Here is a 26353-nt window from a genome sequence, read left to right as displayed (position 1 = left end):
GCTTCCTAGTGCGCGCGCATGGGCAGATGCGACAGCCCACGGGTGATGCTGTTGGGAATGCGTTGCACCGGCCCGGTCAGCGTGAAGTGGTCGATGTAGCGGGCCAACGCTGCGAATGTGGCCATCCCTTCCAGCTTGGCGAGCGCCTGGCCTGCGCAATTGTGCGTCGCCAGCCCAAATCCCAGGTGATCGACGGGATTGCGCTCGATATCGAAGCGGTCCGGTTCCGGATAATGGCGTTCGTCGCGATTGGCCGAGGCATAGCTCACGATCACCCGCGCGCCTGCGGGAAGCACGACACCTTCGCCCAGATCGACCTGGCGGGTGGTCACGCGCGAGAGGTGCTGCAGCGGGCTTTCGATGCGGACGATCTCCTGGAAGGCGGCAGGTGCCTTGCCCGGATCCTGGCGCAACCTTTCCCACTGCTCGGGATGTTGCGCGAACTGCCATAGCCCATTGCTGATGGCATTGATCGTGGTGTCGAAGGCGGCGATCACATAGCCCTCCATCAGGCCGATGGCCGCTTCGCGCGGGATCTCGCCGCGCTTGCCGGCGGCGGCGACCGTGGAACCGAAGCCACCGGGCGTAAGCCGATCGCGGTCGTAGGTGTCGGCGACGAATGCCCGCATCGCTTCAAGGCGTGGCAGGGCCGCGCGCATGCGTAAGGAGTCCGGGCCACAGGCATCGAAGCAGCCGGCGGCCAGCGCCGCCAGTTCGCCGCGCGCTTCTTCCGGCCATCCGATCAGATCGAAAATGACATTGACCGGCAGGTCGTGGGCGACGTCGCGTACGCCATCGAACTGCTCGCGCTGCTGCAGGCTTCTTGCCAGTTCGTCGGCGCGTTGATGGATGGTGTCTTGGACGTGCTGCAGATGGCGTGGACCGAGACGTTCGGTGAACAGCTTGCGGGTGCCACCGTGCATGGGCGGATCGACGCAGATCAGCGCGTGTTCCCACTGCTTGTTGATGACCGGATTGAGCCCGGCGCCCTGCGCGGACGAAAATGTCTGCCAATCCATCAGCGCCTTGCGCACCTGCTCGTAGCGGCCTAGGTAGTAGAGGTCATAGGTGCGCAGGTAGGCGGTAGGCCCGAGATTGCGCAGTTCGGCATAGAGCGGGTAGGGGTCGTGCAACGCGTCGTCGGTAAACAGATCGATATCGCTGCTGATGCGACTCAAGGCATTCATGCGGTGCCGCCTCCGGCTGGTGGTTCGTACCCGACATGGGCACGCGCAGCTTAGAGAGCGCGACGGCGGCAGCGCTTGGCGAGCGACGAAGCAAACTTGACCAGGAGCGAAATCGGCATCCGGCGCTGCACGCTAACCGGCGTTTGCGCCGTTGCGGTAGGCACGTGCGCTGCTGCCGAAGCGTTTGCGGAAGCAGCGGCAGAAATGCGAGACGTCGCTGAAGCCCGCCTCCAGCGCGATCTCGCCGATGGGCGCGGCGACCGGATCGCGCAGGCGCTCGGCCACCCACTGCAGGCGCTGTTCGAGCACATACGCACCGAGGGAGGTGTGCGCGGCAGCGAACAGCAGTTGCACATAGCGGGGCGTGATGCCGAAATGCTGGGCGATGCTCTGCGCACCAAGCCCCGGATCGGCGAGATGCTGATGCACATGCTGGCGCAGGCGCGCCTGCCAGGTGAGCGCGGTGCTCCTTCCCGAATGCGTGCCGGCAGCCGCAGGCCAGGTCAGCGCCAATAGGGCACAGGCGGTGGTCAGCAGCGTCGAAACGTGCTGCCCGGCGCCGAGGTGATCGAGATGCGCGATGAAATTGCCGAGCAACTGGAACTGTGCGCCGCGATAAGCGGTGGCGCTCTGCGCAGCCAACTGATCGGCCAGATCGGTGCCGGGCAGGTAGAGCACGCGTGTGCGGTGATCGCGGCTGCATTCGATGCGATACGGATCGCGCGCGCGCAACACGACCAGTTCGCCGGCTTGCAAACGCGCCTGCCGGCCATGCTGATAGACGTCGCAGCTGCCATGCTCGTTGCGCATCAGGTAGACGCCATCGTAGTTGCTGCTGCGCCTGGAATCGATCGCCACGGGAGTCGACTCGACGGTGGTCAGGTGCATCGAACCGAAGCCTCGCCTCTGCATGCGCGCGCAGAAGCGTTGCGATGCCGGCTCGATCTCCATGTTGTCGAAGGCCGTTCTTACCAGGTCTTTCCAATAGCGCAGGCGCGCGCCGGCTTGGATCGCCGTGGTGTCGAACAGCTCGGTGGTTGGCATGGCGACGTCCTCCGGAACGGAAGCAACGGCTGGCTGACCCGGGGCGGGTCGCAAGATGATGCACGCGATTGCGCCCCTGTCGTTTTGCGGCGCATCAATCTGCAGGTTGGCGAGCGGCTGGCTGATTCCGCGGGGGTGAGATCCACATGCCGTGATGGGATGCACCCATCAAGAATTCCACGTCAGTGGAACATTGCGGTGATGCCCACATTGAGGGCAAAGCCGCCGCAAACCAGCCATGCAAACAGAATGGCTGCAAGCGCCAGCGGCCTGATGCCGGCCTTGCGGATGGCCGAGACGTGCGTCGTCAATCCCAGGCCGGCCATGGCCATCGCCAGCAGGACGGTATCGATGTCGATCGCCTGGTGCACCAGCGTCGGTGGCAGCAACGCCAGCGAGTTGAGTCCAGCAACCGCGATGAACCCAAGCGCGAACCAGGGCATCACGACGCTGCCGGGCTGCGTGCGCGCGTTCTGGTCGGTACCGCCATCGCACTTTGAGGGATCTGCGTGCTGTCCCCTGGTTCGAGAAAGATAGGCCGACAGGGCGATAAGAAACGGCGCCAGCAGCATCACCCGCACCATCTTGGCGATCACTGCGGTATTTGCGGCCTGCTCGCCAATGGCGCGACCCGCAGCGACCACCTGTGCCACTTCATGGATGGTGGAACCGGCAAAGACGCCGTATGCCGCCGGCGACAGGGCGAACCCGCGGGAGTGCGCGACCAGGTGATACAGCACCGGGTACAGGAACATCGCCAGCGTGCCGAACACCACCACCGTGGCCACCGCGACCATCACCTGTTCGGCGCGGCCGCGGACGACGGGTTCGGCGGCCATCACGGCGGCTGCACCGCAGATCGAGCTACCCGCACCGATCAGCATCGCCGTGGTGCGGTCCAGGCCGAACACGCGCATGCCAACGAAACAGGCAAGGCCGAAGGTACTGCACAGCACCGCCGCGTCGATGGCAACACCAGTCCAGCCGACGTTGCCGATGTCCTGGAAGGTCAGGCGCAGGCCGTACAGGACGATGCCCAGCCGCAGCAGGGTGGCCTTGGAAAAACGCACGCCCGGGTCGGCGTTCGCAGCCAGGCGCGGATAGAACGTGTTGCCGGCCAGCATGCCGAGCAGGATGGCCAGGGTCAGCGCGCTGACGCCGTTGGCCTGCAGCCCGCCGATCTTGCCCAGCTGCATCGACGCGCCAGCCAGCAGGCCCGTCAATGCAAGACCGGGCACCAACTGGCGCAGGCGCCGGGTGGCCCCAGCGGCATGGCCTTGCAAAAGGTTGAGTGGGGCAGGAGTGCTGTACATGGTGGTTTCATCGCAACGTGCGGCAGGCAGGAGCGCACTGTGGACTGCCCGGAACTATCCAACAAACGGATAATTTCGTTATAACCTAGCGATAAAACAGGTAATCGATAGCTCCATGCGCCTGACCCTGCGGCAGCTCCTGATCTTCACGGCCGTGGCCGATACCGGCAGCACTACTGCGGCCGCAGAGCGTGTGGCGCTATCGCAGTCGGCTACCAGCGGTGCGCTCAATGAACTGGAGAGCCTGCTCGGCGCGCAGCTGTTCGACCGCATCGGCAAGCGTTTAATGCTCAACGACAATGGCCGTGCATTGCTGCCGCAGGCCAGGGCAGTGCTCGATGGCGTGCAGCAGATCGAAGGCCAGTTCGGCCTTGGGAGTGCCGCTGCCGCGGCTGCGCCGTTGCTCACGCGTCTTCGCGTGGGGGCAAGCACCACCATCGGCAACTATGTGTTGCCGTCGCTGATTGCCAGCTATCGAAGCGCGTGGCCGGGCGCGGCGGTGGACGTGGTCATCGGCAACACACGCGAGGTGGCCGCCGCGGTGAGCCGGTTGGAGGTGGATATCGGCTTGATCGAAGGCCCGTGCCATGAGGCAGACCTCCAGGTCGTGCCTTGGCGACAGGACGAGCTGGTGATCGTGGCGGCACCGACGCATGCAGTGGCGCAGGCCGCCATGCAGGCACGGGTTCCGTTGAAGGCCTTGCGACAGGCGCACTGGCTGCTTCGCGAGCCCGGCTCCGGCACGCGCGAGGCGGTAGAACAGGTCTTACTGCCGCACCTGCATCATCTGCACAGCGACCTGCAGCCGGGCAGCACCGAGGCGATCAAGCAGGCGGCGGCAGAAGGACTGGGACTGGCCTGCCTATCGCTGTGCGCGGTGCAGGACCTGGTGACGCTGGGCCGGCTGGTGATTCTGCAGACCACCTTGCCGCGGCTGACCCGTCGCTTCTACCGGATCCAGCACCGGCAAAAACGTCTGTCGGGCAATCTGCAGCGCTTCGTGGCGCATTGCGATCTGCATGAGCTGCACGTTTGCTGATAGCCGACAGGCCGAGCCTGGGTCGGATGCCATGATCTATCGTCACGCTGGCCACTGCGCACGCCTCGCAGACCAGCAACGCATAGCCGATGTTCGGCCTTCCTCGACGTGGCTTGATGTTGCAACGCATGGCCGGCGCCCTTGCCGCGCCCACAAAAAAAAGCCGCGCAGTGCGCGGCCTTGATGCAGGAGCCGAACTGAGATGCTCCTCAGCGAACCTTGGCCAATGCCACGCGGGCGTCGGCCATGAACTTCTGTGCTTCCTGGGGTGTCGCCAGGTTGGCGGCGAGCTGGCTGAGCACCTGCTCGATGTCGCTGGAGGCGTCCCAGGCTTCATCGCACAGCATGCCGGCGATCGGGCCGAGGTAGTTCAATGCGACCGATTCCAGTGCACTGCGAACGCGCTCGTCGGGCCCGGCGTTGTCGCCACTGGCGACCGGCGCCGCACTCGCGCTTGCGACAGCTGCGGCAGGAGCCGGTGTCGGGGCAACCGGCGCACGCACCGGCGACGGTGCGCCGCCGAGATCCTGTTCAAAACCGCCCATCAACCACTGCCGCGAGTCGTCGCTCAACAGCGAGGGTTTGCCCAGGCCGGCCCCGGGGTCGGCCTGGAAGCGCGCCTTGGCCGCGTTGACCATGGTGAGGCGTTGCACCGCCTCGTCATTGCGCAGCATGCGGAACACCACTTCTTCGATCTGCCCGCTGTTGATGCGGACGATGCAGGAGTGGTTTTCCTCGGTGACGATGAACAGAAAGCCGGACGCCTTCTTCAATGCCAGCGCTTTGAGCTCGCGCAGGATCTCGATCAGCGGACGGAATTCAGTGGACATGGCGTCTTCCTTGCAGCATCAGGTACGGAATGGGTGACAGCGACTCAGCGTTTGCTGAGGCGCTCCATGGCCAACCGGACGCTGTTGGACAAGCGGGAGATGGCGCGCGCCAGCGTACCGATTTCATCTTTGAGGTTGACCTCTGCGATGGTGTGGTTCCACTTGCCCAGGCTCAGCTCTTCGGCCACGGTGGTCAAGTGCTGGATCGGGCGCAACACGCGGCTCCAGATCAAGGCCCACTGCAGGCCGAGCAACAAGGCGCAGACCAGCAGACCGATGCCGGCGATCCACAGCGACTGGCGCACAATCACGCCATTGACGTCGCTTTTGGGATAGGCCGAGACCAGGGTGAAGCCCCAATCGGGTACCTGTTCCTTGGTGACGACCCAATCATCCGGGGTGTCCTTGACGATACGCTCGATGGTGGCAGTATCGGTGGTGGCGCCGGTGGTGGACTGGAAGCGCAGCTTGTTCTTGCTGTCGAACACGGCAATGAAGCCGGAGTCGAGCACGCGACGGCTGCTGACCACGTTTTCCAGCGCCTGGGTGTCTGCCTTGTAACCGACGTACCACGCACCGATCACGCGCTTGTCGTTGCCGGCAAAGATCGGCTCGTAGCCGGTGACGTACGGGTTGCCGAGAATATCGACCACGCCGTAGAAGCTTTCGCCGTTACGCAGCTTGGCAGCGGCCTGGCCGTTCGGATCGAGCACGGTGCCGATGGCGCGGCTGCCGTCGTCCTTCTTGACGTTGGTGGAGATGCGCACGAAGTCGTCGCCGGTACGCGAGAACAGCGTTGCGGTACCTTCGTGGATGGCGGTGACCTCGTCCACCAAGGTGAAGGCATTTGCCTGCGAGCGCTGGCCCAGCAGCAGGTCATTGGCGCTACGATCGGCAACGCGGACGTCGCCGCCAACGCTGGGAGCGCCTTCCTTGTTGGCTTCCCTGCGCAGCTGGCGCATGGAGGAATTGACGCGGTCGAGCATCATCGCGCGGGTGACCGCGAACAAGGTCTGCAAGGACACCGACTGGCGTTCGATCGCGTCGCCGGCTTCGAACTTGACCCGGTTCGCTTCGGTAATGGCCAGAATGACCGTCAGTGCCACCACCACAACCAGCACCAAGGCCAGCACCGGCAACAGCAGGCGCACCCGCAAAGAGTGACGAAGCATCGCAATTCCCCTGAACGCGTTTAAATGAGTGAGTCGAGTGCCGCCGCAGCGCAGTGCGGCGGTTGGACGTAGCCGTTATCGGCTGCCGAACCAGATGCTGAAGCGGCCCCCATGCCGCTTGGCGGTGCATACGATAGCGTAAGCCGATCGGTTTGAGCGTGCGGAGCTATCGCGCGTGTCGCCTCGCGTTCAAGAATGGTCGACCGCGTAGCAAAAGCCGCCGCTGGCTGGGCCCAGGATGGGCGAGCCGCCGCTCAGGTCTCCAGCGACAGGATCCCCCGCCGCAGCGCGACGGTGACCGCATGGGTGCGATCGCGCACGCCGAGCTTGCCCAGGATGTTCTTCATATGGGCCTTGACGGTTTCTTCGGAGATGCTCAAGGCACTGCCGATCTGCTTGTTGGAGCAGCCGGTGGCGACCAGGTTCAGCACTTCGGTCTCGCGCGCGGACAGGGCATCGTCGAGCACATGGGCGGCGATGTTTTCGGCAACCGAGGCCGGCACGTGCCGGCGCTGGCCGCGGCGCACGTCGCGGATGGTGTCGACCAGCTCGCGGCGCAGCGCGCTCTTGAGCAGGTAGCCGCAGGCGCCTGCCTGCAGGGCGCGCACCGCGCGCACGTCGCCGGTATAGGTGGTCAGCACGATGACCTTGGCGGCGGAGTCGACCTGGCGGATGCGCTGGATGGCCTCGACCCCGTCCACGCGTGGCATCTGCAGATCCATCAACACCACGTCCGGGCGCAGGCGGATGTAGCAGGCTACTGCCTGCTCGCCGTCTTCCGCTTCGCCGACCACGCGCATGTCGTGCTCGGCGGCGAGCATGGCACTGAGCCCATCGCGCAGCAGCGGATGGTCGTCTACCACCAGCACCCCGGTTGGTCGGGCCATCTCAGCCATTGGAACTCTCCGTGGGTCGTGCGGTGTGAAATGGCCACCACCACCGCTTGGCGCGCAGGTAGGCGGCACGGGCGGGCAGGGTGATCTGGATTTCGGTGCCGCTGCCGGGACGCGACCACAGCTGCATCTTGGCGCCGATGCGCTGCGCGCGTTCCTGCATGCCGGTCAGGCCCCAATGCCCGGTGCGGGCGTGGCCGTGCAGCACGTCCGGGTCCAGGCCGCGGCCATCGTCGCGGATGCGCAGCGTGAAGTCACGAGAACCGTAACGCAGTTCCAGCGCGATGCCGGTGGCGTTGGCGTGCCGGTCGGCATTGGCGAGCGCTTCGCGCCCGAGCTGGAACAGCTCGTCGGCCACCAGGGGACGCAGGCGCATGGGCCGGCCTTCGACGCAGACCTGCAGTGCGGCCGTTGGCGGCGGCATGCTGGCGTTGCGCGCCCGTTGCAGGGCGGCGGCCAGGTCTTCGTGCAGGGACTGGCTGTCGCGCAAGCCGTTGACGCGATCGCGGCCTTCGGCAAGCGCGTTTTCGGCCAGATCCACCGCCTGTTCCAGCTCCAGCCGGCGCGGATCGTTCCAGGGAAGCGAGCGGCTGGCAGCATGCAGCCGCAGGATCAGCCCCTGGGTGCCCTGCAGTAAGGTGTCGTGCAATTCGCGGGCGATGCGTTCGCGTTCGCGGTAGCGCTCTTCCAGACGCGCGCGCAGGCGCCCGGCCACCTGCCGGGTCCGCATGCGCCAGGCAACGCCCAGCGCCAGTAGCGACGCCAGCGCGCAGCAGGCCTTGAACTGCCAGGTCTGGATGAAGGCCGGTTCGATGACGAAGGCCAGGGTGTCGCCGCGTGCATTCCACAGGCCGTCGTTGTTGGCGGCCGCAATACGGAAGCGGTAACGCCCCGGTGCAAGGTTGGTATAGAAGGCCTCGTTGCGGTTGCCGGCGTCCTGCCAGCGTGCATCCACCCCCTCCAGCCGGTAGCGGAACCGCACGCGCTCCGGGCGGGTGAGGCTGATGGCGTCGTAGCCGATGCGCAGACGGTCGGTCCACTTGGGCAGGTGCAGGCCGTCCTGACGCGGGTAAGGGCGGTCGTTGGCAACCACCTCGGTGATGAAGACCTTCGGCGCGGTTGTGTTGCGATAGGTTTGCTCGGGGTCGAGCCAGGCCAGGCCCTGGTTGGTGGTGAACCAGAGCAGGCCATCGGCCGCGGCGATCGCGGTCGGCACCGGGGTGGCCTGCTGGGCGACGCCGGGCAGGCCATCCATGATGTCGTACAGGCGCAGCGTGGGGCTGACCAGGCCGCTGCGCAGGCTGCGCAGCAATGCCTGCCGGCCGATTTGCACGACGCCACGATTGCCGTTCAACCAGAAGGTGTCGTGACGGTCGCGCGCGATGCCGGTGATGCCCTGCAACACCGGATTGGCCTGATCGGCCACCTGCTGGAAGCGGCCATCGCTGCCGAGCACTGCCAGCCCGCTTTCGCCGGCCACCAGGGTGAGGGCTGCGCTGCGCCAAATGGCGGTGATCGGGCCGACCGACAAGCCGTTGTTGGCGGTGTAGTGCTGCACCTGCCCGCCACGCAGCACGCTGAGCTCGCCTGTGACGCTGCCTACCCACAGCGCGCCATCGGGCGCGGCCACCAGGACCGAACAGGGGTGGTCCTGCAAGCTCGCAATCGGCTGCCAGCGATGGCCGTCCCAGCGCTGCGGGCCGCTGGCATCGGGACACGCCCAGGGCGAGTCCTGGGCATCGACGGCAAACGCGCGGATCGATCCGGTGCGCGCATCCTGGGGCAGGGGCAGGGAATGCGTGCGGCCTGCGTGCAGGCGCAGCAGGCGGTTGTCGCCGAGCAACCAGCCGTTGGCGTTGGACGGCACCTGCAGCACGCCGACAGGCGCGCCGCGTTGCAGGGCCTGGATGCCGGTCCGCGTCAATGCCAGCTGGCGCTCGTCGCGCAGGACCGCCAGCAACACCGGTGCACTTGGCGTGGCGACGGTTGCAAAGACCGCCACCGCCGTGGTCTGGCCGGGCAGCAATGCCGCCAGCGGCAGCAGGGCCCGATGGCGGAAGCGGTTGAGCCCCAGATTGGTGCCGGCCCAGAGGTTGCCTTCGTGGTCTTCCAGCAGCGGGCCGGCAGTGGAGGAGGTCAGACCCTGCACCGCGCCATAGCGTTCGAGCACGGGCGCCGACGATGTGGGTTGGGCGACACGGAACACCCCGCCTGCGATGTAGTCGCTGCCCCACAGCGCGCCATCGCGCATGAAACGGATGCGATGCGCGAACAAGCCGGGAAACTGCAGCCGGTTGCGTGCCACGGCGGGTAACACCACGCCATGCGCATCGGTGAGCGCGAACACGCCGCGGTGCGGGTCGGCGACCCAGATCGCGCCGTCCGGGTGCTCGGCCATGGTGGTGAAGTGCCCGACCTGCTGGCCACTGGATTCGAAGCGTCGTGCACCCGGTTGCAGCGACAGGATGCGGCTGCCATCGCTCACCCACAAGATGCCGCGGCGATCGCGCAGCAGCCACTGCGCGCTGGATTCCGGGTAGCCCCAGTCGGCACCGGCGCGATGCCAGCGTTGTCCGTCGAACCAGCACAGCCCGCCATCGATGGCGGCCCACAGACGGCCGCTGCCATCGCGCTCGATGCGAAAGACCATTCCATCCGGCACATCCTTGCCGGGGACGAAATGAGTGAGATGGCCGTCGGCCAGGCGATCGATGCCGGCATTGAAATAGCCGATCCACGCGCCGTCGTCGGTGGTCAGCGACAGTGCGGTCATGTTGTGCGATGCATAGGCTTCGCCCTCCGGCGCTGCCTGCCGGGTGAAGTGTTCGCCGTCGAACTTGAACAGCCCGAAGCCAGTCGCCAGCCACAGCGCGCCGCCATCGGCTTGCTGGATGTCCCAGATGTCGGCCGGCGCACCGCGCTCGATGCTCCAGGCCGTGTGGTGGAACTGCAGCAGCCCGTCGCGAGTCGCGGCGATGCCGGCTGCGCAGGCAGGACGACAGAGCAGGAGTAGCCACCACAGCGCCACCACCGCTGCCGCGCGCAAGCGCGACAAGCAAAGCGAATGGATGACGGACGCATGCGGCATCGCATCATTGTCGGGCGGGATCGGGGGAAGCACCACCACCTCTTTCGGGGGAGGGACGTGCGGGAAGAATTCGTTTAGCGACTGACTCAGGCCGCGCGCGTGATGCGCGAACCGTAGGGCGGCGCGCAATGCCTCGGCATGCTGCAGCCTCACTGCACCGCGTTGCGGTTGCGGTTGCTTGGCGGTCGCCGCGACGCGCTGTTGCATGTTGATCGCGATATTGAACAACCGCGCGCCGTCTGATCAGCGCGATGTGTGGCGATGCGTCTGCGCTCTCTGGATCGCACTGGCACTGCACCGGGGCATGACGCCGCGCTCGATCGAACGCGCATTGCATCCAGGCCGCTGCCCGTGGCGAAGACGTGCAAGCGCTCCCCCGAAAGAGGGAAAGATTCGCCTCACCATCAGGGGTAGGGCAACGAGGCTGTCCCCGGCACCATGCGGTCATTCCCCCCGGAGACGCCCCGTGGCACCTCTGACTGCCATCGCTTGCCCCGAGACGCGTGCTGCAGGACGCATGCAAACGCAGGCGCCGCGTGTGCGCGCTGTTGCGCGCGCAATGCAGTACATCGACACGCATCTGTACGAACCTGTCAGCGTGGCGCATCTCGCGCAAGCTGCCTGTCTGAGCCGCTTCCATTTCGCCCGCGTATTTCGCGATGCGGTCGGCGCCAGTCCAATGGAATACCTGCGTCATCGTCGGCTCGAACGTGCCCAGGCGATGTTGCGCGAAGGCCGCCACACCATCAGCCAGATCGCCACCGATCTGTGCTTCTTCGATCAAAGCCACTTCGTTCGCAGCTTTCGCAACGCCACCGGGTGCACGCCGGCGCGTTTCGCCGCGCAGACGGCGATGGAGACATGCGGGGCTGCACACATGCCCTCATCGCAGCGGCGCGGCGATGAATCGGTGTCACTTTCCATGGAGCAACCCGCATGACCACTGCAATTGCCGTGCCCGGCACATCCTTGCTATCGCCTGGCGATCACACCCTGATTCTGATCGACCATCAATCGCAGATGGCGTTCGCCACGCACACCATCGACATTTCGGCGCTGCGCAACAATGTGTCCTTGATTGCAAAGGGCGCCAAAGGCTTCAAGGTGCCGGTGATCCTGACCACCGTCGCAGAAAAATCGTTCTCCGGCCCGTTGTTCCCGGAGTTGCCGGACATCTTTCCGGATGAGCCGGTATTGGATCGCACCAGCATGAACGCCTGGGAAGACCAGGGCGTGATCGATCGCATCAACGCACTCGGCAAGCAGCGTCTGGTGATCGCCGGTCTGTGGACCAGCGTGTGCATCGTGGGCCCGACACTGTCGGCGATCGACCAAGGGTTCGAGGTGTACGTCATCACCGATGCTTGCGGCGACGTGAGCGACGAGGCGCACGAACGTGCCGTTATGCGCATGGTGCAGGCCGGCGCTGCGCCCATGACCAGTGTGCAGTACCTGCTGGAATTGCAGCGCGACTGGGCACGTAGCGACACCTATGCGCTGACCACCGGCATTGCACGCGCGCATGCTGGCGGCTACGGCATCGGCATCCAGTACGCCAAGAGCATGTTCGGTGCGCAGGAAGGCGGGCATTGAACCTATCGGCACCACGTGGCACCGCCGGACTTTCGTCGGCGTTGCTGATGCTGCGCATCGCCGGCGGCGGCTTCCTGCTGCCGCATGGGCTGGGCAAGTTGCTGGGCTGGTTCGGTGGACCGGGCCTGACCGGGTTCGCCGCCGAGTTGCAGCAGTTCGGCCTTCCATCCGCTGCACCGTTACCGCTGCTGCTGGCCCTGATGCAGACCCTCTCCGGGCTGGCGGTCTTGCTGGGAATGTGGACGCGTGCCAGCGCCGCATTGGCAGCGCTGTTCATCGCAACCACCGTGCTGGTTGCCATGCCCAACGGATGGTTCTGGATGCACGGCGGCATGGAGTATCCGCTGATGTGGATGGTCGTCTTGCTGTCACTGGCTGCAGTCGGTGGTGGCGACTGGTCGCTGGATCGTCTGCGTAGGCGCGCGGCATGAGCCCCACTGCGGGCAATCACGATGCCGGTCGACGCGTGTGGATGCAGGGCGCCGCAGCCGGTCTTGCGTTGGGTGCATTGCCGGCTGCCTCGTCTGCGTCAGGGAAGTCTCCCATGGTCGATCTCGTCGTTCGCAATGCGCGCATTACCACGCTCGATCCGCGCCAGCCCAGTGCCACTGCCATCGCCGTTGCCGATGGACGCATCGTGGCAGTCGGCGACGATGCGCAGATCATGGCCTTGGCGCAGGGCATGCGCACCATCGATGCGCAGGGGCGGCGGTTGCTGCCCGGCCTCAACGACAGCCACACCCATCTGATCCGTGGTGGTCTGAACTACAACCTGGAGCTGCGCTGGGATGGCGTGCGCTCGCTGGCCGACGCCATGGCCATGCTGAAGGTGCAGGTCGATCGCACGCCAGCGCCGCAGTGGGTGCGCGTGGTTGGCGGTTTCACTGCGCATCAGTTCGCTGAAAAGCGCCTGCCCACGCTCGAGGAGATCAACGCCATCGCGCCGGACACGCCGGTGTTTCTGTTGCATCTGTACGACCGTGCCTTGCTCAATCGTGCCGCGCTGCTAGCCTGCGGCTACGACAAGACCACGCCGGATCCGCCGGGCGGGCGCATCGAGCGCGACAAGTTGGGCAACCCCACGGGGTTGCTGCTGGCCAAGCCCAACGCGTTGATCCTTTACGCAAGTCTGGCCAAAGGCCCGCGTCTGCCGCTGGAATACCAGGCCAATTCCACTCGCCATTTCATGCGCGAGCTCAACCGGCTCGGGATCACCTCGGTGATCGACGCCGGTGGTGGTTTCCAGAATTATCCGGAGGATTACCAGGTCATCGAACAGCTGCACGCAGCCGGCCAACTGAGCGTGCGCATTGCCTATAACCTGTTCACCCAGAACAAGGGCAGGGAGGTCGAGGACTTCCGCGGCTGGACCGACTTACTGCCGGTGCGCAAGGGCGATGACCTGCTGCGTCACAACGGCGCCGGCGAGATGCTGGTGTTTTCCGCGGCAGACTTCGAACAATTCAGCGAGCCGCGCCCAGAGCTGCCGGCGGCGCTGGAGCCCGAGCTGGAGCAGGTGGTGCGGCTATTGGTGGAAAAGCGCTGGCCATTTCGTATCCATGCGACATACGACCAAAGCATCGCGCGCATTCTCGATGTCTATGAAAAGGTCAACGCCGACATCCCGTTCGACGGCCTGCATTGGTTCATCGACCATGCCGAAACGATTACCCCGCGCAATATCGACCGCATCCGCGCCTTGAACGGCGGCATCGCCGTGCAGCATCGTATGGCCTACCAGGGCGAGGCGTTCGTGCAGCGCTACGGTGTGCAGGCTGCAAAACAGACGCCGCCAGTGCGACGCATGCTCGCAGCGGGAATTCCGGTCGGCGCAGGCACCGATGCCACGCGCGTGGCCAGCTACAACCCGTGGGTGGCGCTGTCGTGGCTGGTCACCGGCCGCACGGTGGGCGGTCTGGCCCTGTATGGCGAGGAGAATCTGCTTGATCGCGAACAAGCGTTGCGCTTGTGGACGCAGGGCAGCGCCTGGTTTTCCGGCGACGAGACCCGCAAGGGCACCTTGGCGGTAGGGCAGTTGGCCGACTTCATCGTGTTGTCTGACGATTACTTCCGCATCGACGATGCGGCCATCGCCGACATCACCAGCGTGCTGACCGTGCTGGGCGGGCGTGTTGTGCATGGCGATGGCGACTTTGCTGCGCTCGCTCCCACGCTGCCGCCTGCCATGCCGGACTGGTCGCCGGTGAATCGGTTCGGCGGCTACCAGGTTGGAGGCGCGGTAAGCGGGCTGTCCGCTGCAACGCACACGCATGCACACGGCCACGCGTGTCGTGCCCACGGCGCGCACGCGCACGCCGGGCGACATGCGGTCCCCACCGATGATCTACGTAGCTTCTGGGGCGCCTTGGGATGCGCGTGCTTCGCGTTCTGATGGCGGTATCGCCAGCACATCTGCGTGCCTGTGCGTTGCGCGCGGCACACCTGTGCGTTGTCTGTTTCGTCCCATTGCCTGGAGCCTTGCCGCGATGACTGTTTCTGCCGCACCTGCCGAAGGTGGTGCCTGGGCGCCGCTGCGTGAGCCGGTCTTCCGTGCCTTGTGGCTGGCGATCCTGGGCAGCAACGTCGGTACCTGGATCAATGATGTCGCCGCGTCCTGGGTGATGGCCGAACAGACCGGCTCGCCATTGATGGTGGCGGCGGTGCAGTCGGCCACCACCTTGCCGGTGGTGCTATTGGCACTGGTCGCCGGCACGCTGGCCGACATCGTCGACCGTCGTCGCTACCTGCTGTTGACCCAGGCCTGGATGCTGCTGGTGGCCGGTATGCTCGCGTTATTGGCGCATCTGCAGTTGCTGACGCCGTGGGTCTTGGTGGCGCTCACCTTTGCAATGGGCGTGGGCGCAGCAATGGCGATGCCGGCGCAGGCAGCGATCGTGTCGGAACTGGTGCCGCGCCCGATGCTGGCTTCGGCGGTGGCGCTCAATTCGATCGGCATGAACATCGCGCGATCGATCGGCCCGGCCGTGGGTGGGCTGATCGTGGCGCAATTCGGCCCGCCATGGGCCTTCCTGCTCAACGGGCTGACCTTTGGCGTGATGCTTTACGTGCTGTGGCGGTGGCGCCGCGATGTGCGTGCCTCGGCGCTGCCGCCGGAGAGCTTTGGCGCAGGCCTGCGCGCAGGGTTGCGCTACGCCGCGCGCGCCGGTCGCCTGCAGGCGGTGCTGATCAAGGCTGCCGGTTTTTTCGTGTTCGCCAGTGCGTTGACGGCGCTGCTGCCGCTGGTGGTCCGCCGCGACATGCAGCTGGGCGCCGGCAGTTACGGCATTTTGCTGGGCTGTATCGGCATGGGCGCAATCAGCGGCGCCTTGCTGTTGCCGCGCCTGCGTGCGCGCTACGACCGCGATCTGCTGGTGTTCGTTGCCACCCTGGTGTGCGCCGCATCGCTGCTGGGGTTGGCGTTGTCGCGGCTGCTTGGCGTGTTGTGCGTGGTGATGGTGGTGAACGGTCTGGCCTGGATCACGGTGCTGTCGTCGTTGCAGATCGCCGCACAGACCGCCGTCCCTGCGTGGGTGCGTGCGCGTGCATTGTCGCTGTACATCGTGGTGTTTTCCGCAGGCATGGCCAGCGGCTCGCTGTTATGGGGTGCTTTGGCGCAACGCACGTCGATTGCGACAGCACTGCAGCTCGCCGCTGCCGGTGCAGTGATCGCCGCGCTATTGGTCAAACGCGCGCGGATTGCAGGAACCGAACAGCTGGACCTCGCCCCCGGCGGCCATTGGCCTGCACCTGCGCAAACCGATCGCGTCGAGCACGACCGCGGCCCGGTGCTGGTCACGGTGGAATACCGTATCGCTGCCGAGGCACGCGTCGCATTCTTGCAGTTGATGACGCAACTGGGCAACGCGCGCCGCCGCGACGGCGCCGTGGTCTGGGGCATTGCCGAAGACGCTGCAACGCCGGGTGTGCAATTGGAATACTTCATCGTCGCCTCATGGCTGGAGCATCTGCGGCAGCACGAACGCGTCACCGGCGACGACCGCCAATTGCAGGAACAGATCCGCGCCCTGCATCACGGCGAGCGCGCGCCGGTGGTGCGCCACTTCGTCGGTGGCGGCGGTGCTGCGCTGCCGCCGCACGCGCACTCGGATATCTGATGCCATGAATTGGAAGCTCATCAGCGGTGTCGCGCTGGGTGTGGCAATCGGCTTCGGCTGCCGTGTGGCCGGCATTCCATCGCCTGCACCAACGGCCTTCGTCGGCGCGCTGCTGGTGCTGGCAATGACGTGCGGCTATGCACTGGCCGACCGTTTTCTGGCCCGGCGCGCCGCTAAGAATCTAGAGCATTGCGGCGGACCCAGCGGCCGCGTTGGCCGGCAGGGCGATGCATGAGCCTGGCAGTGCTCGGGGTCCTGCTCGCATTGGCGATCGGCATCGGCTGCCGGTTGCTCGACTTGCCGTTGCCCGCTCCGCCACGTCTGACCGGTGCATTGCTCGTCGTGGCGATGAGCATCGGGTTCCTGCTGGCCGACTGGTTGCTGCGCTGAAGCGCCACGGTGTCGGGAGCATGCGGCGTGTCCTGAGAGCGGCGAGCGCATGATGCCCTCAGTCAACCAAGATCTCGACTGAGCCTGAGAAGCGCAGCGAACAGCAACGACTCTCACCGTCAGGCAGACCTGGCCGGTGTGCGAATCGGGATCCATCACTGGCAAGGTGTAGGTCCGAGCGCAGCGTCGATACCGCCCGACAACAACCTGTCCGGGCGTGAGCGGTGCTTGCGCGATCACTAGCGCCAGATCAAAAAAGGCCGGCTCTGTCGAGCCGGCCTTTCGCCGATCCATCCAACTTCGATCAGGCTTTTGCGAACGCCAGCAGATCCTTGTTGAACTGGTCCGCATGGGTCACGGTCAGGCCGTGCGGCGCGCCGGCATAGATCTTCAATTCTGCATTCTTGATGATCTTGGCCGACATCTTGCCGGACGCATCGATCGGCACGATCTGATCGTCGTCGCCATGGACCACCAGCGCCGGCACATCGATCTTCTTCAGGTCGGGCGTGTAATCGACTTCGGAAAATTCCCTGATGCAGTCGTACTGACCCTTATGCCCACCCAACATGCCCTGCAGCCAGAACGCATCGCGCATGCCCTGGGTGACCTTGTGGCCATCGCGGTTGGCGCCGAAGAACGGCGTGGTCAGGTCCTGATAAAACTGCGAACGATCCTTGGCCACACCGTCACGAATGCCGTCGAACACGCTCATCGGCAGGCCGCCCGGGTTGGTCGGGCTCTTGACCATCTGCGGCGGCACGGCGCCCACCAGTACCACCTTGGCCACGCGCTTGCTGCTATGGCGGCCAACGTAATGCGCCACTTCGCCGCCGCCGGTGGAATGGCCTACCAGGATCGCGTCCTTCAGATCCAGCGCCTCGATCACCGCGGCCAGATCGTCGGCGTAGGTGTCCATATCGTTGCCGTCCCAGGTCTGCGACGAACGGCCGTGGCTGCGGCGGTCATGCGCAATCACGCGGAAGCCGTGCTGGCCCATGAACAACATCTGCGCATCCCAGGCATCGGCGCTGAGCGGCCAGCCGTGCGAAAACACGACCGGTTGGCCCTTGCCCCAGTCCTTGTAGAAAATGTTGGCGCCGTCGGGACGTTTGACGAAATTGGACATCTGCTTGACTCCGTGAGTGGACGAGTGGGGCGAGGAGGTGGATGGCATGCGCGTGGCCGCGGCAGCGCTGGCGAGATGTGGCAGCGATAACGCTGCCACGGCTGCCGTGCCGGAAATGAGAAAGTGGCGGCGCCCGGCATCGGCCGGATGCGCCTCAAACGGATCCATAAGAACTCCTGCAGGCGAGGGCATGCAGCCCGGCGGTCGCATGCGCGCGTTGGCGCGTCATGCAAGGCATGCCTACGCAGCGCAAGGCCACTGTAGGTAAAAGACACACCGGTGCATGCGCCAAGTAGAGCGCGTGGGGCACGAGGCAGATTGCACATGCGTGCGCAGTGCGCGAACTGGCACAGAATGTGGTCGATTCGAGCGACGCGCAGGCCGTAATGGAAGAAACGTATACATGCGCACAGCGCTGGCGACGGGCTCAAGCGGTAGCGTGATGTTTCGGTCTTCAATCACCTCACCGAGCACCTGTCTGGTGCGGTGTGCTCACCGTTGGCGGCATGGATCCCGCCATCCAGCCTACATAGAAGGTACTTGCGGCGTGTCCTGCGAGCGGCGAGGGCACCGCCACCTCGAGTCAGTCGAGTCTGCTGCCGAGAGCGTGTCCAGCCATCATGGCAGGACACGCTGGGTAAGCTCTCAAGCATCACCAACAGCGATGGTGCGCATTGAAGGGAAGAAAGCGCGACGTCGTCTTCCAGCTGTCCGGGCGATGCGAAACAATTGATCGAACGCCGGTGCAACACCCGAGCCAATGCCGCATCTCAATGCAGCGCGGTATCCCACAGCAGCTTCAGATTGAGGCATACGATCACTGCCGCGATCACCCACGCGATGCGTACCAGCCACGCTGGCGCTACCAGCGCGCCCATCAATTGCCGGTCGGACACGAAGCGCACCAGCGGAATCACCGCAAACGGCAGCTGCATCGACAACACCACCTGGCTGAGTACCAACAACCGTGCGGTACCGGCTTCGCCATACAGCCAGGTCACGATGACCACCGGCACGATGGCGATACCACGGGTGAGCAAGCGCCGTATCCACGGCGGCAGGCGTAATTGCAGGAAACCTTCCATCACGATCTGCCCGGCCAACGTTGCGGTCACGGTGGAGTTGATGCCCGAGGCAAGCAGCGCCACCGCAAACAGCGTCGAGGCCAGGCCGACGCCCAGCATCGGCGCCAGCAACGCATGCGCCTGTTCGATCTCCTGCACGTCGGTGCGGCCCTGCGCATGGAACACCGCCGCAGCCAGGATCAGGATCGAGGCATTGATGAACAACGCGAACATCAACGCCACGGTGCTGTCGGTGACCGCCCAACGCAGCGCCGATTTCCGGCCGACATCGGTCCGCGGATACGCGCGCGTCTGCACGATCGACGAATGCAGATACAGGTTGTGTGGCATCACCGTCGCCCCGATGATGCCGATCGCCAGATACAGCGCCTGCGGGTCGGTGACCACCTGCGCACGCGGAATGAAACCGCCCAGGATCGCCGCAACCGGCGGTGCGGCCAGCGCGATCTGGATGCCGAAACACACGAAGATGATCAGCAGCAGCGCGATCACGAAGGCTTCCAGCGCGCGGAAGCCGCGGTTCATCAGTAGCAACACCAGCACCACATCCACCGCGGTGATGATCGCGCCCATGGTGAGCGGAATCCCGAACAACAGCTTCAACGCAATCGCGGTACCGATGACCTCGGCCAGATCGCAGGCGATGATGGCCAGTTCGCAAATGCCCCACAGCGCCAGGTTGACGCCACGCGGATAACGCACGCGACAGGCCTGCGCCAGATCCAGCCCGGTCGCGATGCCCAGCCGCGCCGACAGGCCTTGCAGCACGATCGCCATCAGGTTCGACAACAGGATCACCGACAGCAGCAGGTAGCCGAACTGCGAGCCGCCGGCCAGATCGGTAGCCCAGTTGCCCGGGTCCATATAGCCCACCGACACCATGTAGCCCGGTCCTAGGAAGGCCAGCAGGCGGAACCACCAATGGCCGCCCTTGGGCACGGAGACGCTGGCCTGGTGGTCGCCCAGGCCGCCGTTGGCGGTGGCTGGCGATGGCGCTGAGGCGGCGGTGTTGGCGGACATGCACTCGGGTCACAACGGGGTCAATGCATCATATAGCAGTTGCTATGCTGTTGAGCATTGGCAATTTGAATCGTATTGATCTGCCGTGTGCTTCAAACTATGCGCCCGGCATCGACGCCGGCGACGATGACGAGGACGAGGGTGGGCAAGAGCGAAAAGGTGGAAGCGGCCGCGCCGGTCCTGATCGATGCGCAGGTGCACATGGAGAGCTTCCGTCAGGTACGCGAAGCGCGCCGCGCCGAGCTGGTCGAAGACTACGTGGAGCTCATCTCCGATCTGCTGGTGGATGGCGGCGAGGCACGCCAGGTCGATATCGCGGCGCGCCTGGGTGTGGCGCAGCCCACCGTGGCCAAGATGCTCAAGCGGCTGGTGCGCGATGGGTGGGTCGTGCAGCGCCCCTACCGCGGAGTGTTCCTGACCCCGGCCGGCGAGGCGCTGGCCGCCTCCAGCCGGCAGCGCCACCAGATCGTGGAGCGCTTCCTGCTTGCGCTTGGCATCGACGAAGCCACCGCGCGCCGCGACGCGGAGGGCATCGAACACCATGTCAGCGAAGCCACGGTTGCCGCGTTCGCCGCGTTCCTGGACCGCCAGGGCGGTGCGGCCACGTGAGTGTGCCCATCGATGCGCCGACCGAAACGCCGTACGCGGCGATCGATGAGCACTGGATGCGGCATGCCTTGCAATTGGCCGAGCGTGCCGAGCGCGACTATGACGAAATCCCGGTCGGCGCGCTGCTGGTCGATGCGCAAGGCAACGTGCTTGGCGAAGGCTGGAATTTCAATATCGCCAGCCACGATCCCAGCGCGCATGCCGAAATCGTGGCAATGCGCGAAGCCGGGCGCCGCCTGGCCAATCACCGCCTGATCGGCTGCACGCTGTACGTCACCCTGGAGCCGTGCGCGATGTGCGCGATGGCGATGATTCATGCGCGGATCGCGCGCGTGGTGTTCGCCGCCAGCGATCCGAAGACCGGCGCCTGCGGCAGCGTCTTCGACCTGCTTGCCGACCCGCGCCACAATCATCGCGTGCAGGTGTGCGGTGGCGTGCTTGCGGCCGAGGCGAGCCTGCGGCTGACCAATTATTTCAGGGCCAAGCGCGGCAAGCCACCACTTGCGCCCTGAGCGACGTGGCCGCGGTATGATGCGCGCCCTCTTCAGCATCCGGCCGGCGACGGCCTCCACAGGACGGCGATATGGCAGAGAACCTTGCAGGCAACGACCGACTGATCTGGATCGATCTGGAAATGACCGGCCTGGATACCGATCGCGATTCCATCATCGAGATCGCCACCATCGTGACCGATGCGCAGTTGAACGTGCTTGCCGAGGGGCCGGAACTGGCCATTGCGCATCCGCTGGAAACCCTGGAAGCGATGGACGAATGGAACCGCAATCAGCACCGCCGTTCGGGTCTGTGGCAGCGCGTGCTCGACAGCCAGGTGACCCACGCGCAGGCTGAAGCGCAGACGGTGGCATTCCTGAGCGAGTGGATCCGTGCCGGCGCCTCGCCGATGTGCGGCAACTCGATCTGCCAGGATCGCCGCTTCCTGCACCGTCAGATGTCGCGCCTGGAACGCTATTTCCATTACCGCAATCTGGACGTGTCCACCATCAAGGAACTCGCGCGACGTTGGGCGCCCACGGTGGCGAACGGGTTTGCGAAGAGTTCGGCGCATACCGCCCTGAGCGATGTGCGCGATTCGATCGACGAGTTGCGCCACTACCGTCAGTTCATGGGTGCGCTCGGTGGCGATGCTGCGGCGGGTGTGGAGGGCTGAGCGTTGGCCACGGCGTTGTTGCAGGCTGTTGGCGTGTCGCCGGTGTCCCATTCCAATGGCACGCATGCGTGCGCCAGTTGACTCCTCAGCCGACTGCGCGGGGTGCAGGCCACTCGATGGCGACCCATCCAACAAAAGCATCCAACAAGAAAAGCATCAACAAAAAGGCCGCATCGTTCGATGCGGCCTTTTTTGCCTTTCCATCGCGCCATTGTGTACGTCAGCGCGCCAACGAAGGCCCCTTGCTCAGGTCGCCATCGTCGGCGATGCCTTTCAGCAACAGGTCGGAGATCGGCTTGCCATCGGCATCGTGGTGATACACGTGCAGGTCGCGCTGCGGGTAGGGGATGTTGAGTCCGTTTTCCAGCAATTGATTGCGGATCTGCTCCAGCGTGGTGCTCTTGGCGGCGCCGAAATTGCCGTTGGTCGCATACGCGAACAACATCAGGTCCACCGTACTCTCGCCCAGATTGGTCACCTGCACGAATGGTGCAGGCGATTCCAGGATGTTCGGGTTGTCCTTGGCGATCTGCAGCAACAGCTGCTGCGCCTTCTTCAGATCGTCTTGGTAGCCCACGCCGACCGTCACTTCCAGGCGGCGGTTGGGCAGGGTGCTGTAGTTGACGATGGGGGCGGTGGTAATCGTGCTGTTTGGCAGGGTGATCATGCGTTCGTCGAACGAACGGATCCGGGTCTGGAAGATCCGGATCTCGTCGACGATGCCTTCCTGCCCGGCGATCAACACGTGGTCGCCATCGCGCATCGGCCGCAGCACGATCAGCATCACGCCTGCGGCGATGTTGGACAGCGAATCCTTTAGGGCAAGGCCGACCGCCAGGCCTGCTGCGCCGAGCACTGCGATCAGTGAGGTCGGTGGCACACCGATCTGACTCAATGCGCTGACGAAGACCAGCACCAGCAACAACGCGTACATCACGTTGCGCAGGAAGTTGGTCAGCGTGATCTCGACGCGTGCGCGGGTGAGCGCGCGGTGCAACCACTGGCTGAGTTGCCGGGCCAGCCACATGCCGACCACGACGATCAGCAGCGCCACTCCCCAGTTGACCGCGTACTGCGCCCACGGAATGGCGGCCCAATTGAATGCCGGCTCGCTGGTCGCGGCGGGCTTCGCGGCTGCCGCTCCTGCTGCAGCAACCGGTTTTGCAGCAGCTGCTCCCGCAGCTGCTGCCCACATCGCACCCATCAGTCCCATCAGCCCTCGCTCTTGAGCTTGGCCAGACGCAGCCAGGTGTCGACCACGGTGTCGGGATTCAACGACACCGATTCGATTCCTTCCTGCATCAGCCACTCGGCCAGTTCCGGGTGGTCGGACGGCCCCTGGCCGCAGATCCCCACGTATTTGCCCTTGGCGCGCGCCGATTTGATCGCCATCGACAGCAGCTTCTTGACCGCCGGGTTCCGCTCATCGAACAGGTGCGCCACGATCGAAGAATCGCGGTCCAGGCCCAGGGTGAGCTGGGTTAGGTCGTTGGAGCCGATCGAGAAGCCGTCGAAGATCTCCAGGAACTCGTCGGCCAGCAGCGCATTGGACGGCAGCTCGCACATCATGATGATCTTCAAACCGTTCTCGCCTTGCTTGAGCCCGTTCTGCTCCAGCACTTCGATCACCTTGCGGCCTTCTTCCAGCGTACGCACGAACGGGATCATCACCCAGAGGTTGTCCAGGCCCATCTCGTTGCGCACCTTCAACACCGCCTTGCACTCCAGCGCGAAGGCCTTGGTGAAGGACGGGTCGACGTAGCGGCTGGCGCCGCGGAAGCCGATCATCGGGTTCTCTTCATGCGGCTCGTAACGCGAACCGCCGATCAGGTTGGCGTACTCGTTGGACTTGAAGTCCGACAAACGCACGATCACGGTATTCGGCGCGACCGATGCGGTCAGCGTAGCGATGCCTTCGGCCAGGCGGTTGACATAGAAGCTGACCGGATCGCCATAGCCGGCGATCTTGGCGTCGATCTTCTTGCGGACATCGGCATCCTGCTTGTCGTATTCCAGCAGAGCGTTGGGATGCACGCCGATGTGCGAGGCGATGATCATTTCCAGGCGCGCCAGGCCGATGCCGGCATTGGGCAGCTGGCCGAAGTCGAACGCGCGTTCCGGGTTGGCGACGTTCATCATGATCTTCAGCGGGGCAGGCGGCATGTTGCCCAGATCGGTCGTGGTGCGCTCGAACGCCAGCTTGCCTTCGTAGATAAAGCCGGTGTCGCCCTCGGCGCAGCTGACGGTAACTTCCTGGCTGTCCTTGATCACGGCGGTGGCATTGCCCGATCCGACCACGGCCGGCACGCCGAGCTCACGCGCGATGATCGCTGCATGGCAGGTACGGCCGCCGCGGTTGGTGACGATGGCCGAGGCGCGCTTCATCACCGGCTCCCAATCGGGATCGGTCATGTCGGCGATCAACACATCGCCAGCCTGGACACGATTCATGTCGTCCAACGAACGCACCACGCGTGCCACGCCGCTACCGATCTTGGCACCGACCGCGCGGCCTTCGGCCAGGATCTTGGCGTCCTTGGCTTCCAGCGCAAAACGTTCGATCTGGGTCGCATGGCTGCGCGACTTCACCGTCTCCGGACGCGCCTGCACAATGAACAACTTGCCGCTGACGCCATCCTTGGCCCACTCGATATCCATCGGGCGGCCGTAATGCTTTTCGATCACCAGCGCCTGCTTGGACAGCTCATGCACGTCTTCGTCGCTGATCGAGAAGGTGTTGCGCAGTTCCACCGGGGTGTCTTCGGTGCGCACACGCTCGCCGGGCACGTCCGAATAGACCATGCGGATGGCCTTGCTGCCGAGCGAGCGGCGCAGGATTGCCGGCTTGCCCGCGGTCAGCGTGGGTTTGTAGACGTAGAACTCGTCCGGGTTGACCGCGCCCTGCACGACCATTTCGCCCAGACCGAAGCTGGAGGTGACGAACACCACGTCGCGGAAACCGGATTCGGTGTCAAGCGTAAACAAGACGCCTGCCGCACCTACCCCCGAGCGCACCATCAACTGCACGCCGGCCGACAGGAACACGTCTTCATGCTTGAAGCCGTGGTGCACGCGATAGGCGATCGCACGATCGTTGTAGAGGCTGGCGAACACTTCCTTGACCTTGTGCACCACATCGTCGGCGCCGGTCACATTGAGGAAGGTCTCCTGCTGGCCTGCGAACGAGGCGTCCGGCAGGTCTTCGGCGGTTGCCGAGGAGCGCACGGCCACGGCAACGTCACCGCCGCCGTTCTCGGCGCACAACTGGGCGTAGGCGGTGCGGATGTCGCGGTCCAGTTCCGGCTGCAGCGGGGCATCGATCACCCAGCCGCGGATTTCCTTGCCGGCCAGCGTGAGTGCATTGACGTCCTCGACATCCAGCGTCGCCAGCTTGTCGAAGATGCGCTTGGACAGATCGTTGTGTGCGATGAAGTCCTTGAAAGCTTCCGCAGTCGTCGCATATCCACCGGGAACCGAGACGCCCAACCCAGCCAGGTTGCCGATCATCTCGCCAAGTGAGGAATTTTTACCGCCTACGCGGGCCAGGTCGGCCAGGCGTAGCTCATGCAACCACAGGATATTCTCGTTCAAGCGCGATGCTCCGTAAGGCCATCGCCCGAGCGGGCTGAATGGCCGCGACCGTAGGAAGAAGCCGCTATGATGCAGTGCACAGCGGAGCCTGCACAAGCATGAATCCGTAAGTTTTGGACACCAGTTCAAAGAGGTGGTCTTGATGTCAACAATTCGGCCGGTGTTTTACGTCTCCGATGGAACCGGTATCACCGCTGAAACGATTGGGCATAGCCTGCTCACGCAGTTCAGCGGTTTCAACTTCGTCACCGACCGCATGTCGTTCATCGATGATGCAGATAAAGCGCGCGACGCCGCCATGCGTGTGCGCGCCGCAGGCGAGCGGTACCAGGTGCGGCCGGTCGTGGTCAATTCGTGCGTCGATCCACAATTGAGCATGATCCTGGCCGAAAGTGGCGCGCTGATGCTGGATGTGTTCGCGCCCTTCATCGAGCCGCTGGAGCGCGAGCTCAATGCGCCACGCCATTCGCGTGTGGGCCGCGCGCATGGCATGGTCGACTTCGAAACCTATCACCGCCGCATCAACGCGATGAACTTCGCGCTCAGTCACGACGATGGCATTGCACTCAATTACGACGAGGCCGATGTGATCCTGGTGGCAGTGTCGCGCGCGGGCAAGACCCCGACCTGCATCTATCTGGCCTTGCATTACGGCATCCGCGCCGCCAACTATCCGCTGACCGACGAAGATCTGGAAAACGAGCAGTTGCCGCCGCGGTTGCGTAACTACCGCAGCAAGTTGTTCGGTTTGACCATTGACCCTGAGCGGTTGCAGCAAATTCGTCAGGAGCGGCGCGCCAATTCGCGCTACAGCGCGGCAGAGACCTGCAGGCGCGAAGTCGCGATCGCCGAGCGCATGTTCCAAATGGAGCGCATTCCCTCGCTCAGCACCACCAATACCTCGATCGAAGAAATCTCCAGCAAGGTGTTGTCCACCCTGGGCCTGCAACGCGAGATGTTTTGATCGGGGATCAGGCTTGGTCGCCGGCCCGCCGGTCTTGCGAGCGTGCGCATCGGACGGAGAGCGACCGGTGCGGTTGCGGCGGCGGCTGTTGGAGCAAAGCGGGCGGGGCAGTGCTCCGCCAAG

General features: G+C 64.8%; 23 protein-coding genes. 12 read left to right on the top strand and 11 right to left on the bottom strand.

Annotated elements, in window-relative coordinates:
* Positions 1-5: 5 nt before the first annotated feature.
* The 3 genes from ACDH77_RS11030 to ACDH77_RS11020 form a co-directional block, all read right to left on the bottom strand.
* Positions 6-1187, bottom strand: a complete 1182-nt coding sequence (locus tag ACDH77_RS11030; protein ID WP_372353456.1) for a cytochrome P450 — start codon at positions 1185-1187, stop codon at positions 6-8.
* 132 nt (positions 1188-1319) lie between these two features.
* The gene (locus ACDH77_RS11025; RefSeq protein ID WP_057682190.1) at positions 1320-2231 is read right to left on the bottom strand and encodes a helix-turn-helix domain-containing protein; all 912 of its coding nucleotides are present in this window, start codon (positions 2229-2231) and stop codon (positions 1320-1322) included.
* Between the two features lie 182 nt (positions 2232-2413).
* On the bottom strand, positions 2414-3544 hold the full coding sequence (locus ACDH77_RS11020) for a YeiH family protein (protein ID WP_372353455.1): 1131 nt from the start codon (positions 3542-3544) through the stop codon (positions 2414-2416).
* A gap of 115 nt (positions 3545-3659) precedes the next feature.
* On the opposite strand from ACDH77_RS11020, the gene ACDH77_RS11015 reads away from it, so the two are divergent.
* The gene (locus ACDH77_RS11015; RefSeq protein WP_218488428.1) at positions 3660-4583 is read left to right on the top strand and encodes a LysR family transcriptional regulator; all 924 of its coding nucleotides are present in this window, start codon (positions 3660-3662) and stop codon (positions 4581-4583) included.
* A gap of 209 nt (positions 4584-4792) precedes the next feature.
* On the opposite strand, the gene ACDH77_RS11010 is transcribed toward ACDH77_RS11015, so the two are convergent.
* The 4 genes from ACDH77_RS11010 to ACDH77_RS10995 form a co-directional block, all read right to left on the bottom strand.
* Entirely contained in the window at positions 4793-5413 is a 621-nt protein-coding gene (locus ACDH77_RS11010; RefSeq protein ID WP_008577922.1) for a hypothetical protein, read from the bottom strand.
* Positions 5414-5457: 44 nt separating this feature from the next.
* Positions 5458-6585, bottom strand: a complete 1128-nt coding sequence (locus tag ACDH77_RS11005; RefSeq protein WP_029819529.1) for a Cache 3/Cache 2 fusion domain-containing protein — start codon at positions 6583-6585, stop codon at positions 5458-5460.
* 254 nt (positions 6586-6839) lie between these two features.
* Positions 6840-7481 (bottom strand): response regulator, encoded by a 642-nt coding sequence (locus tag ACDH77_RS11000; RefSeq protein WP_008577924.1) that lies wholly within the window; start codon positions 7479-7481, stop codon positions 6840-6842.
* Positions 7474-10566: a sensor histidine kinase gene (locus tag ACDH77_RS10995; RefSeq protein ID WP_218488427.1), complete on the bottom strand. Its 3093-nt coding sequence runs from the start codon at positions 10564-10566 to the stop codon at positions 7474-7476. The genes ACDH77_RS11000 and ACDH77_RS10995 overlap by 8 nt, the downstream gene beginning before the upstream one ends.
* 517 nt (positions 10567-11083) lie before the next feature.
* On the opposite strand from ACDH77_RS10995, the gene ACDH77_RS10990 reads away from it, so the two are divergent.
* The 7 genes from ACDH77_RS10990 to ACDH77_RS10960 all read left to right on the top strand — a co-directional run bounded on the left by ACDH77_RS10990 (position 11084) and on the right by ACDH77_RS10960 (position 16664).
* Positions 11084-11506: a helix-turn-helix domain-containing protein gene (locus tag ACDH77_RS10990; protein WP_029819527.1), complete on the top strand. Its 423-nt coding sequence runs from the start codon at positions 11084-11086 to the stop codon at positions 11504-11506.
* Positions 11503-12159 (top strand): hydrolase, encoded by a 657-nt coding sequence (locus ACDH77_RS10985; RefSeq protein ID WP_011347411.1) that lies wholly within the window; start codon positions 11503-11505, stop codon positions 12157-12159. Before ACDH77_RS10990 ends, ACDH77_RS10985 begins: the two co-directional genes overlap by 4 nt.
* Positions 12156-12590, top strand: a complete 435-nt coding sequence (locus ACDH77_RS10980; RefSeq protein WP_031422906.1) for a DoxX family protein — start codon at positions 12156-12158, stop codon at positions 12588-12590. Before ACDH77_RS10985 ends, ACDH77_RS10980 begins: the two co-directional genes overlap by 4 nt.
* Before the next feature lie 113 nt (positions 12591-12703).
* The gene (locus ACDH77_RS10975) at positions 12704-14551 is read left to right on the top strand and encodes an amidohydrolase (RefSeq protein ID WP_218488426.1); all 1848 of its coding nucleotides are present in this window, start codon (positions 12704-12706) and stop codon (positions 14549-14551) included.
* Positions 14552-14645: 94 nt separating this feature from the next.
* On the top strand, positions 14646-16274 hold the full coding sequence (locus tag ACDH77_RS10970) for an MFS transporter (RefSeq protein WP_109291433.1): 1629 nt from the start codon (positions 14646-14648) through the stop codon (positions 16272-16274).
* Between the two features lie 4 nt (positions 16275-16278).
* Positions 16279-16509 carry a DUF1427 family protein gene (locus ACDH77_RS10965; protein WP_372353454.1) on the top strand — a complete coding sequence of 77 codons (231 nt, stop codon included), beginning with the start codon at positions 16279-16281 and terminating at the stop codon, positions 16507-16509.
* A complete protein-coding gene (locus tag ACDH77_RS10960; protein WP_109291435.1) occupies positions 16506-16664 on the top strand; it encodes a XapX domain-containing protein in 159 nt (52 codons plus the stop codon). Before ACDH77_RS10965 ends, ACDH77_RS10960 begins: the two co-directional genes overlap by 4 nt.
* A gap of 304 nt (positions 16665-16968) precedes the next feature.
* On the opposite strand, the gene ACDH77_RS10955 is transcribed toward ACDH77_RS10960, so the two are convergent.
* Positions 16969-17793, bottom strand: coding sequence for an alpha/beta fold hydrolase (locus ACDH77_RS10955; protein WP_029820848.1), 825 nt, complete (start codon positions 17791-17793; stop codon positions 16969-16971).
* Positions 17794-18563: 770 nt separating this feature from the next.
* Complete coding sequence (locus ACDH77_RS10950) at positions 18564-19898, bottom strand: Nramp family divalent metal transporter (protein ID WP_218488425.1); 1335 nt, start codon at positions 19896-19898, stop codon at positions 18564-18566.
* A 141-nt stretch (positions 19899-20039) separates the two neighbouring features.
* On the opposite strand from ACDH77_RS10950, the gene mntR reads away from it, so the two are divergent.
* The 3 genes from mntR (at position 20040) to orn (ending at position 21675) form a co-directional block, all read left to right on the top strand.
* Positions 20040-20507, top strand: a complete 468-nt coding sequence (gene mntR / locus ACDH77_RS10945) for a manganese-binding transcriptional regulator MntR (protein ID WP_011347418.1) — start codon at positions 20040-20042, stop codon at positions 20505-20507.
* Positions 20504-21019: a tRNA adenosine(34) deaminase TadA gene (gene tadA, locus ACDH77_RS10940; protein ID WP_008577150.1), complete on the top strand. Its 516-nt coding sequence runs from the start codon at positions 20504-20506 to the stop codon at positions 21017-21019. Before mntR ends, tadA begins: the two co-directional genes overlap by 4 nt.
* A gap of 71 nt (positions 21020-21090) precedes the next feature.
* Complete coding sequence (gene orn / locus ACDH77_RS10935) at positions 21091-21675, top strand: oligoribonuclease (protein ID WP_029819517.1); 585 nt, start codon at positions 21091-21093, stop codon at positions 21673-21675.
* Positions 21676-21895: 220 nt separating this feature from the next.
* Here the strand turns inward: orn and ACDH77_RS10930 are convergent, their stop codons facing one another.
* Positions 21896-22888 carry a mechanosensitive ion channel family protein gene (locus ACDH77_RS10930; protein ID WP_071117985.1) on the bottom strand — a complete coding sequence of 331 codons (993 nt, stop codon included), beginning with the start codon at positions 22886-22888 and terminating at the stop codon, positions 21896-21898.
* Complete coding sequence (gene ppsA, locus ACDH77_RS10925) at positions 22888-25266, bottom strand: phosphoenolpyruvate synthase (RefSeq protein ID WP_372353453.1); 2379 nt, start codon at positions 25264-25266, stop codon at positions 22888-22890. The genes ACDH77_RS10930 and ppsA overlap by 1 nt, the downstream gene beginning before the upstream one ends.
* Before the next feature lie 142 nt (positions 25267-25408).
* Here ppsA and ACDH77_RS10920 point away from each other — a divergent pair, with 142 nt between their 5' ends.
* Positions 25409-26230, top strand: a complete 822-nt coding sequence (locus ACDH77_RS10920) for a pyruvate, water dikinase regulatory protein (protein ID WP_003482830.1) — start codon at positions 25409-25411, stop codon at positions 26228-26230.
* Positions 26231-26353: the final 123 nt, after the last annotated feature.

It is taken from the genome of Xanthomonas axonopodis pv. maculifoliigardeniae (assembly GCF_041519315.1).
In the GTDB taxonomy this organism is placed as follows: domain Bacteria; phylum Pseudomonadota; class Gammaproteobacteria; order Xanthomonadales; family Xanthomonadaceae; genus Xanthomonas; species Xanthomonas euvesicatoria.
This window is presented reverse-complemented; position numbering and strand designations above follow the sequence as displayed.

What these genes read in the sequence shown, in the direction of transcription:
- ACDH77_RS10960 (WP_109291435.1), top strand. Translation starts at nt 16,506, where the DNA reads ATGAGCCTGGCAGTGCTCGGGGTCCTGCTCGCATTGGCGATCGGCATC.
- orn (WP_029819517.1), top strand. Translation starts at nt 21,091, where the DNA reads ATGGCAGAGAACCTTGCAGGCAACGACCGACTGATCTGGATCGATCTG.
- ACDH77_RS10920 (WP_003482830.1), top strand. Translation starts at nt 25,409, where the DNA reads ATGTCAACAATTCGGCCGGTGTTTTACGTCTCCGATGGAACCGGTATC.
- ACDH77_RS10965 (WP_372353454.1), top strand. Translation starts at nt 16,279, where the DNA reads ATGAATTGGAAGCTCATCAGCGGTGTCGCGCTGGGTGTGGCAATCGGC.
- ACDH77_RS11010 (WP_008577922.1), bottom strand. Translation starts at nt 5,413, where the DNA reads ATGTCCACTGAATTCCGTCCGCTGATCGAGATCCTGCGCGAGCTCAAA.
- ACDH77_RS11015 (WP_218488428.1), top strand. Translation starts at nt 3,660, where the DNA reads ATGCGCCTGACCCTGCGGCAGCTCCTGATCTTCACGGCCGTGGCCGAT.
- ACDH77_RS11025 (WP_057682190.1), bottom strand. Translation starts at nt 2,231, where the DNA reads ATGCCAACCACCGAGCTGTTCGACACCACGGCGATCCAAGCCGGCGCG.
- ACDH77_RS10930 (WP_071117985.1), bottom strand. Translation starts at nt 22,888, where the DNA reads ATGGGACTGATGGGTGCGATGTGGGCAGCAGCTGCGGGAGCAGCTGCT.
- ACDH77_RS10995 (WP_218488427.1), bottom strand. Translation starts at nt 10,566, where the DNA reads ATGCCGCATGCGTCCGTCATCCATTCGCTTTGCTTGTCGCGCTTGCGC.
- ACDH77_RS10975 (WP_218488426.1), top strand. Translation starts at nt 12,704, where the DNA reads ATGGTCGATCTCGTCGTTCGCAATGCGCGCATTACCACGCTCGATCCG.
- ACDH77_RS10950 (WP_218488425.1), bottom strand. Translation starts at nt 19,898, where the DNA reads ATGTCCGCCAACACCGCCGCCTCAGCGCCATCGCCAGCCACCGCCAAC.
- ACDH77_RS10955 (WP_029820848.1), bottom strand. Translation starts at nt 17,793, where the DNA reads ATGTCCAATTTCGTCAAACGTCCCGACGGCGCCAACATTTTCTACAAG.
- ACDH77_RS11020 (WP_372353455.1), bottom strand. Translation starts at nt 3,544, where the DNA reads ATGTACAGCACTCCTGCCCCACTCAACCTTTTGCAAGGCCATGCCGCT.
- ACDH77_RS11000 (WP_008577924.1), bottom strand. Translation starts at nt 7,481, where the DNA reads ATGGCTGAGATGGCCCGACCAACCGGGGTGCTGGTGGTAGACGACCAT.
- ACDH77_RS10985 (WP_011347411.1), top strand. Translation starts at nt 11,503, where the DNA reads ATGACCACTGCAATTGCCGTGCCCGGCACATCCTTGCTATCGCCTGGC.
- ACDH77_RS10990 (WP_029819527.1), top strand. Translation starts at nt 11,084, where the DNA reads ATGCAAACGCAGGCGCCGCGTGTGCGCGCTGTTGCGCGCGCAATGCAG.
- ACDH77_RS11030 (WP_372353456.1), bottom strand. Translation starts at nt 1,187, where the DNA reads ATGAATGCCTTGAGTCGCATCAGCAGCGATATCGATCTGTTTACCGAC.
- ACDH77_RS10970 (WP_109291433.1), top strand. Translation starts at nt 14,646, where the DNA reads ATGACTGTTTCTGCCGCACCTGCCGAAGGTGGTGCCTGGGCGCCGCTG.
- ACDH77_RS11005 (WP_029819529.1), bottom strand. Translation starts at nt 6,585, where the DNA reads ATGCTTCGTCACTCTTTGCGGGTGCGCCTGCTGTTGCCGGTGCTGGCC.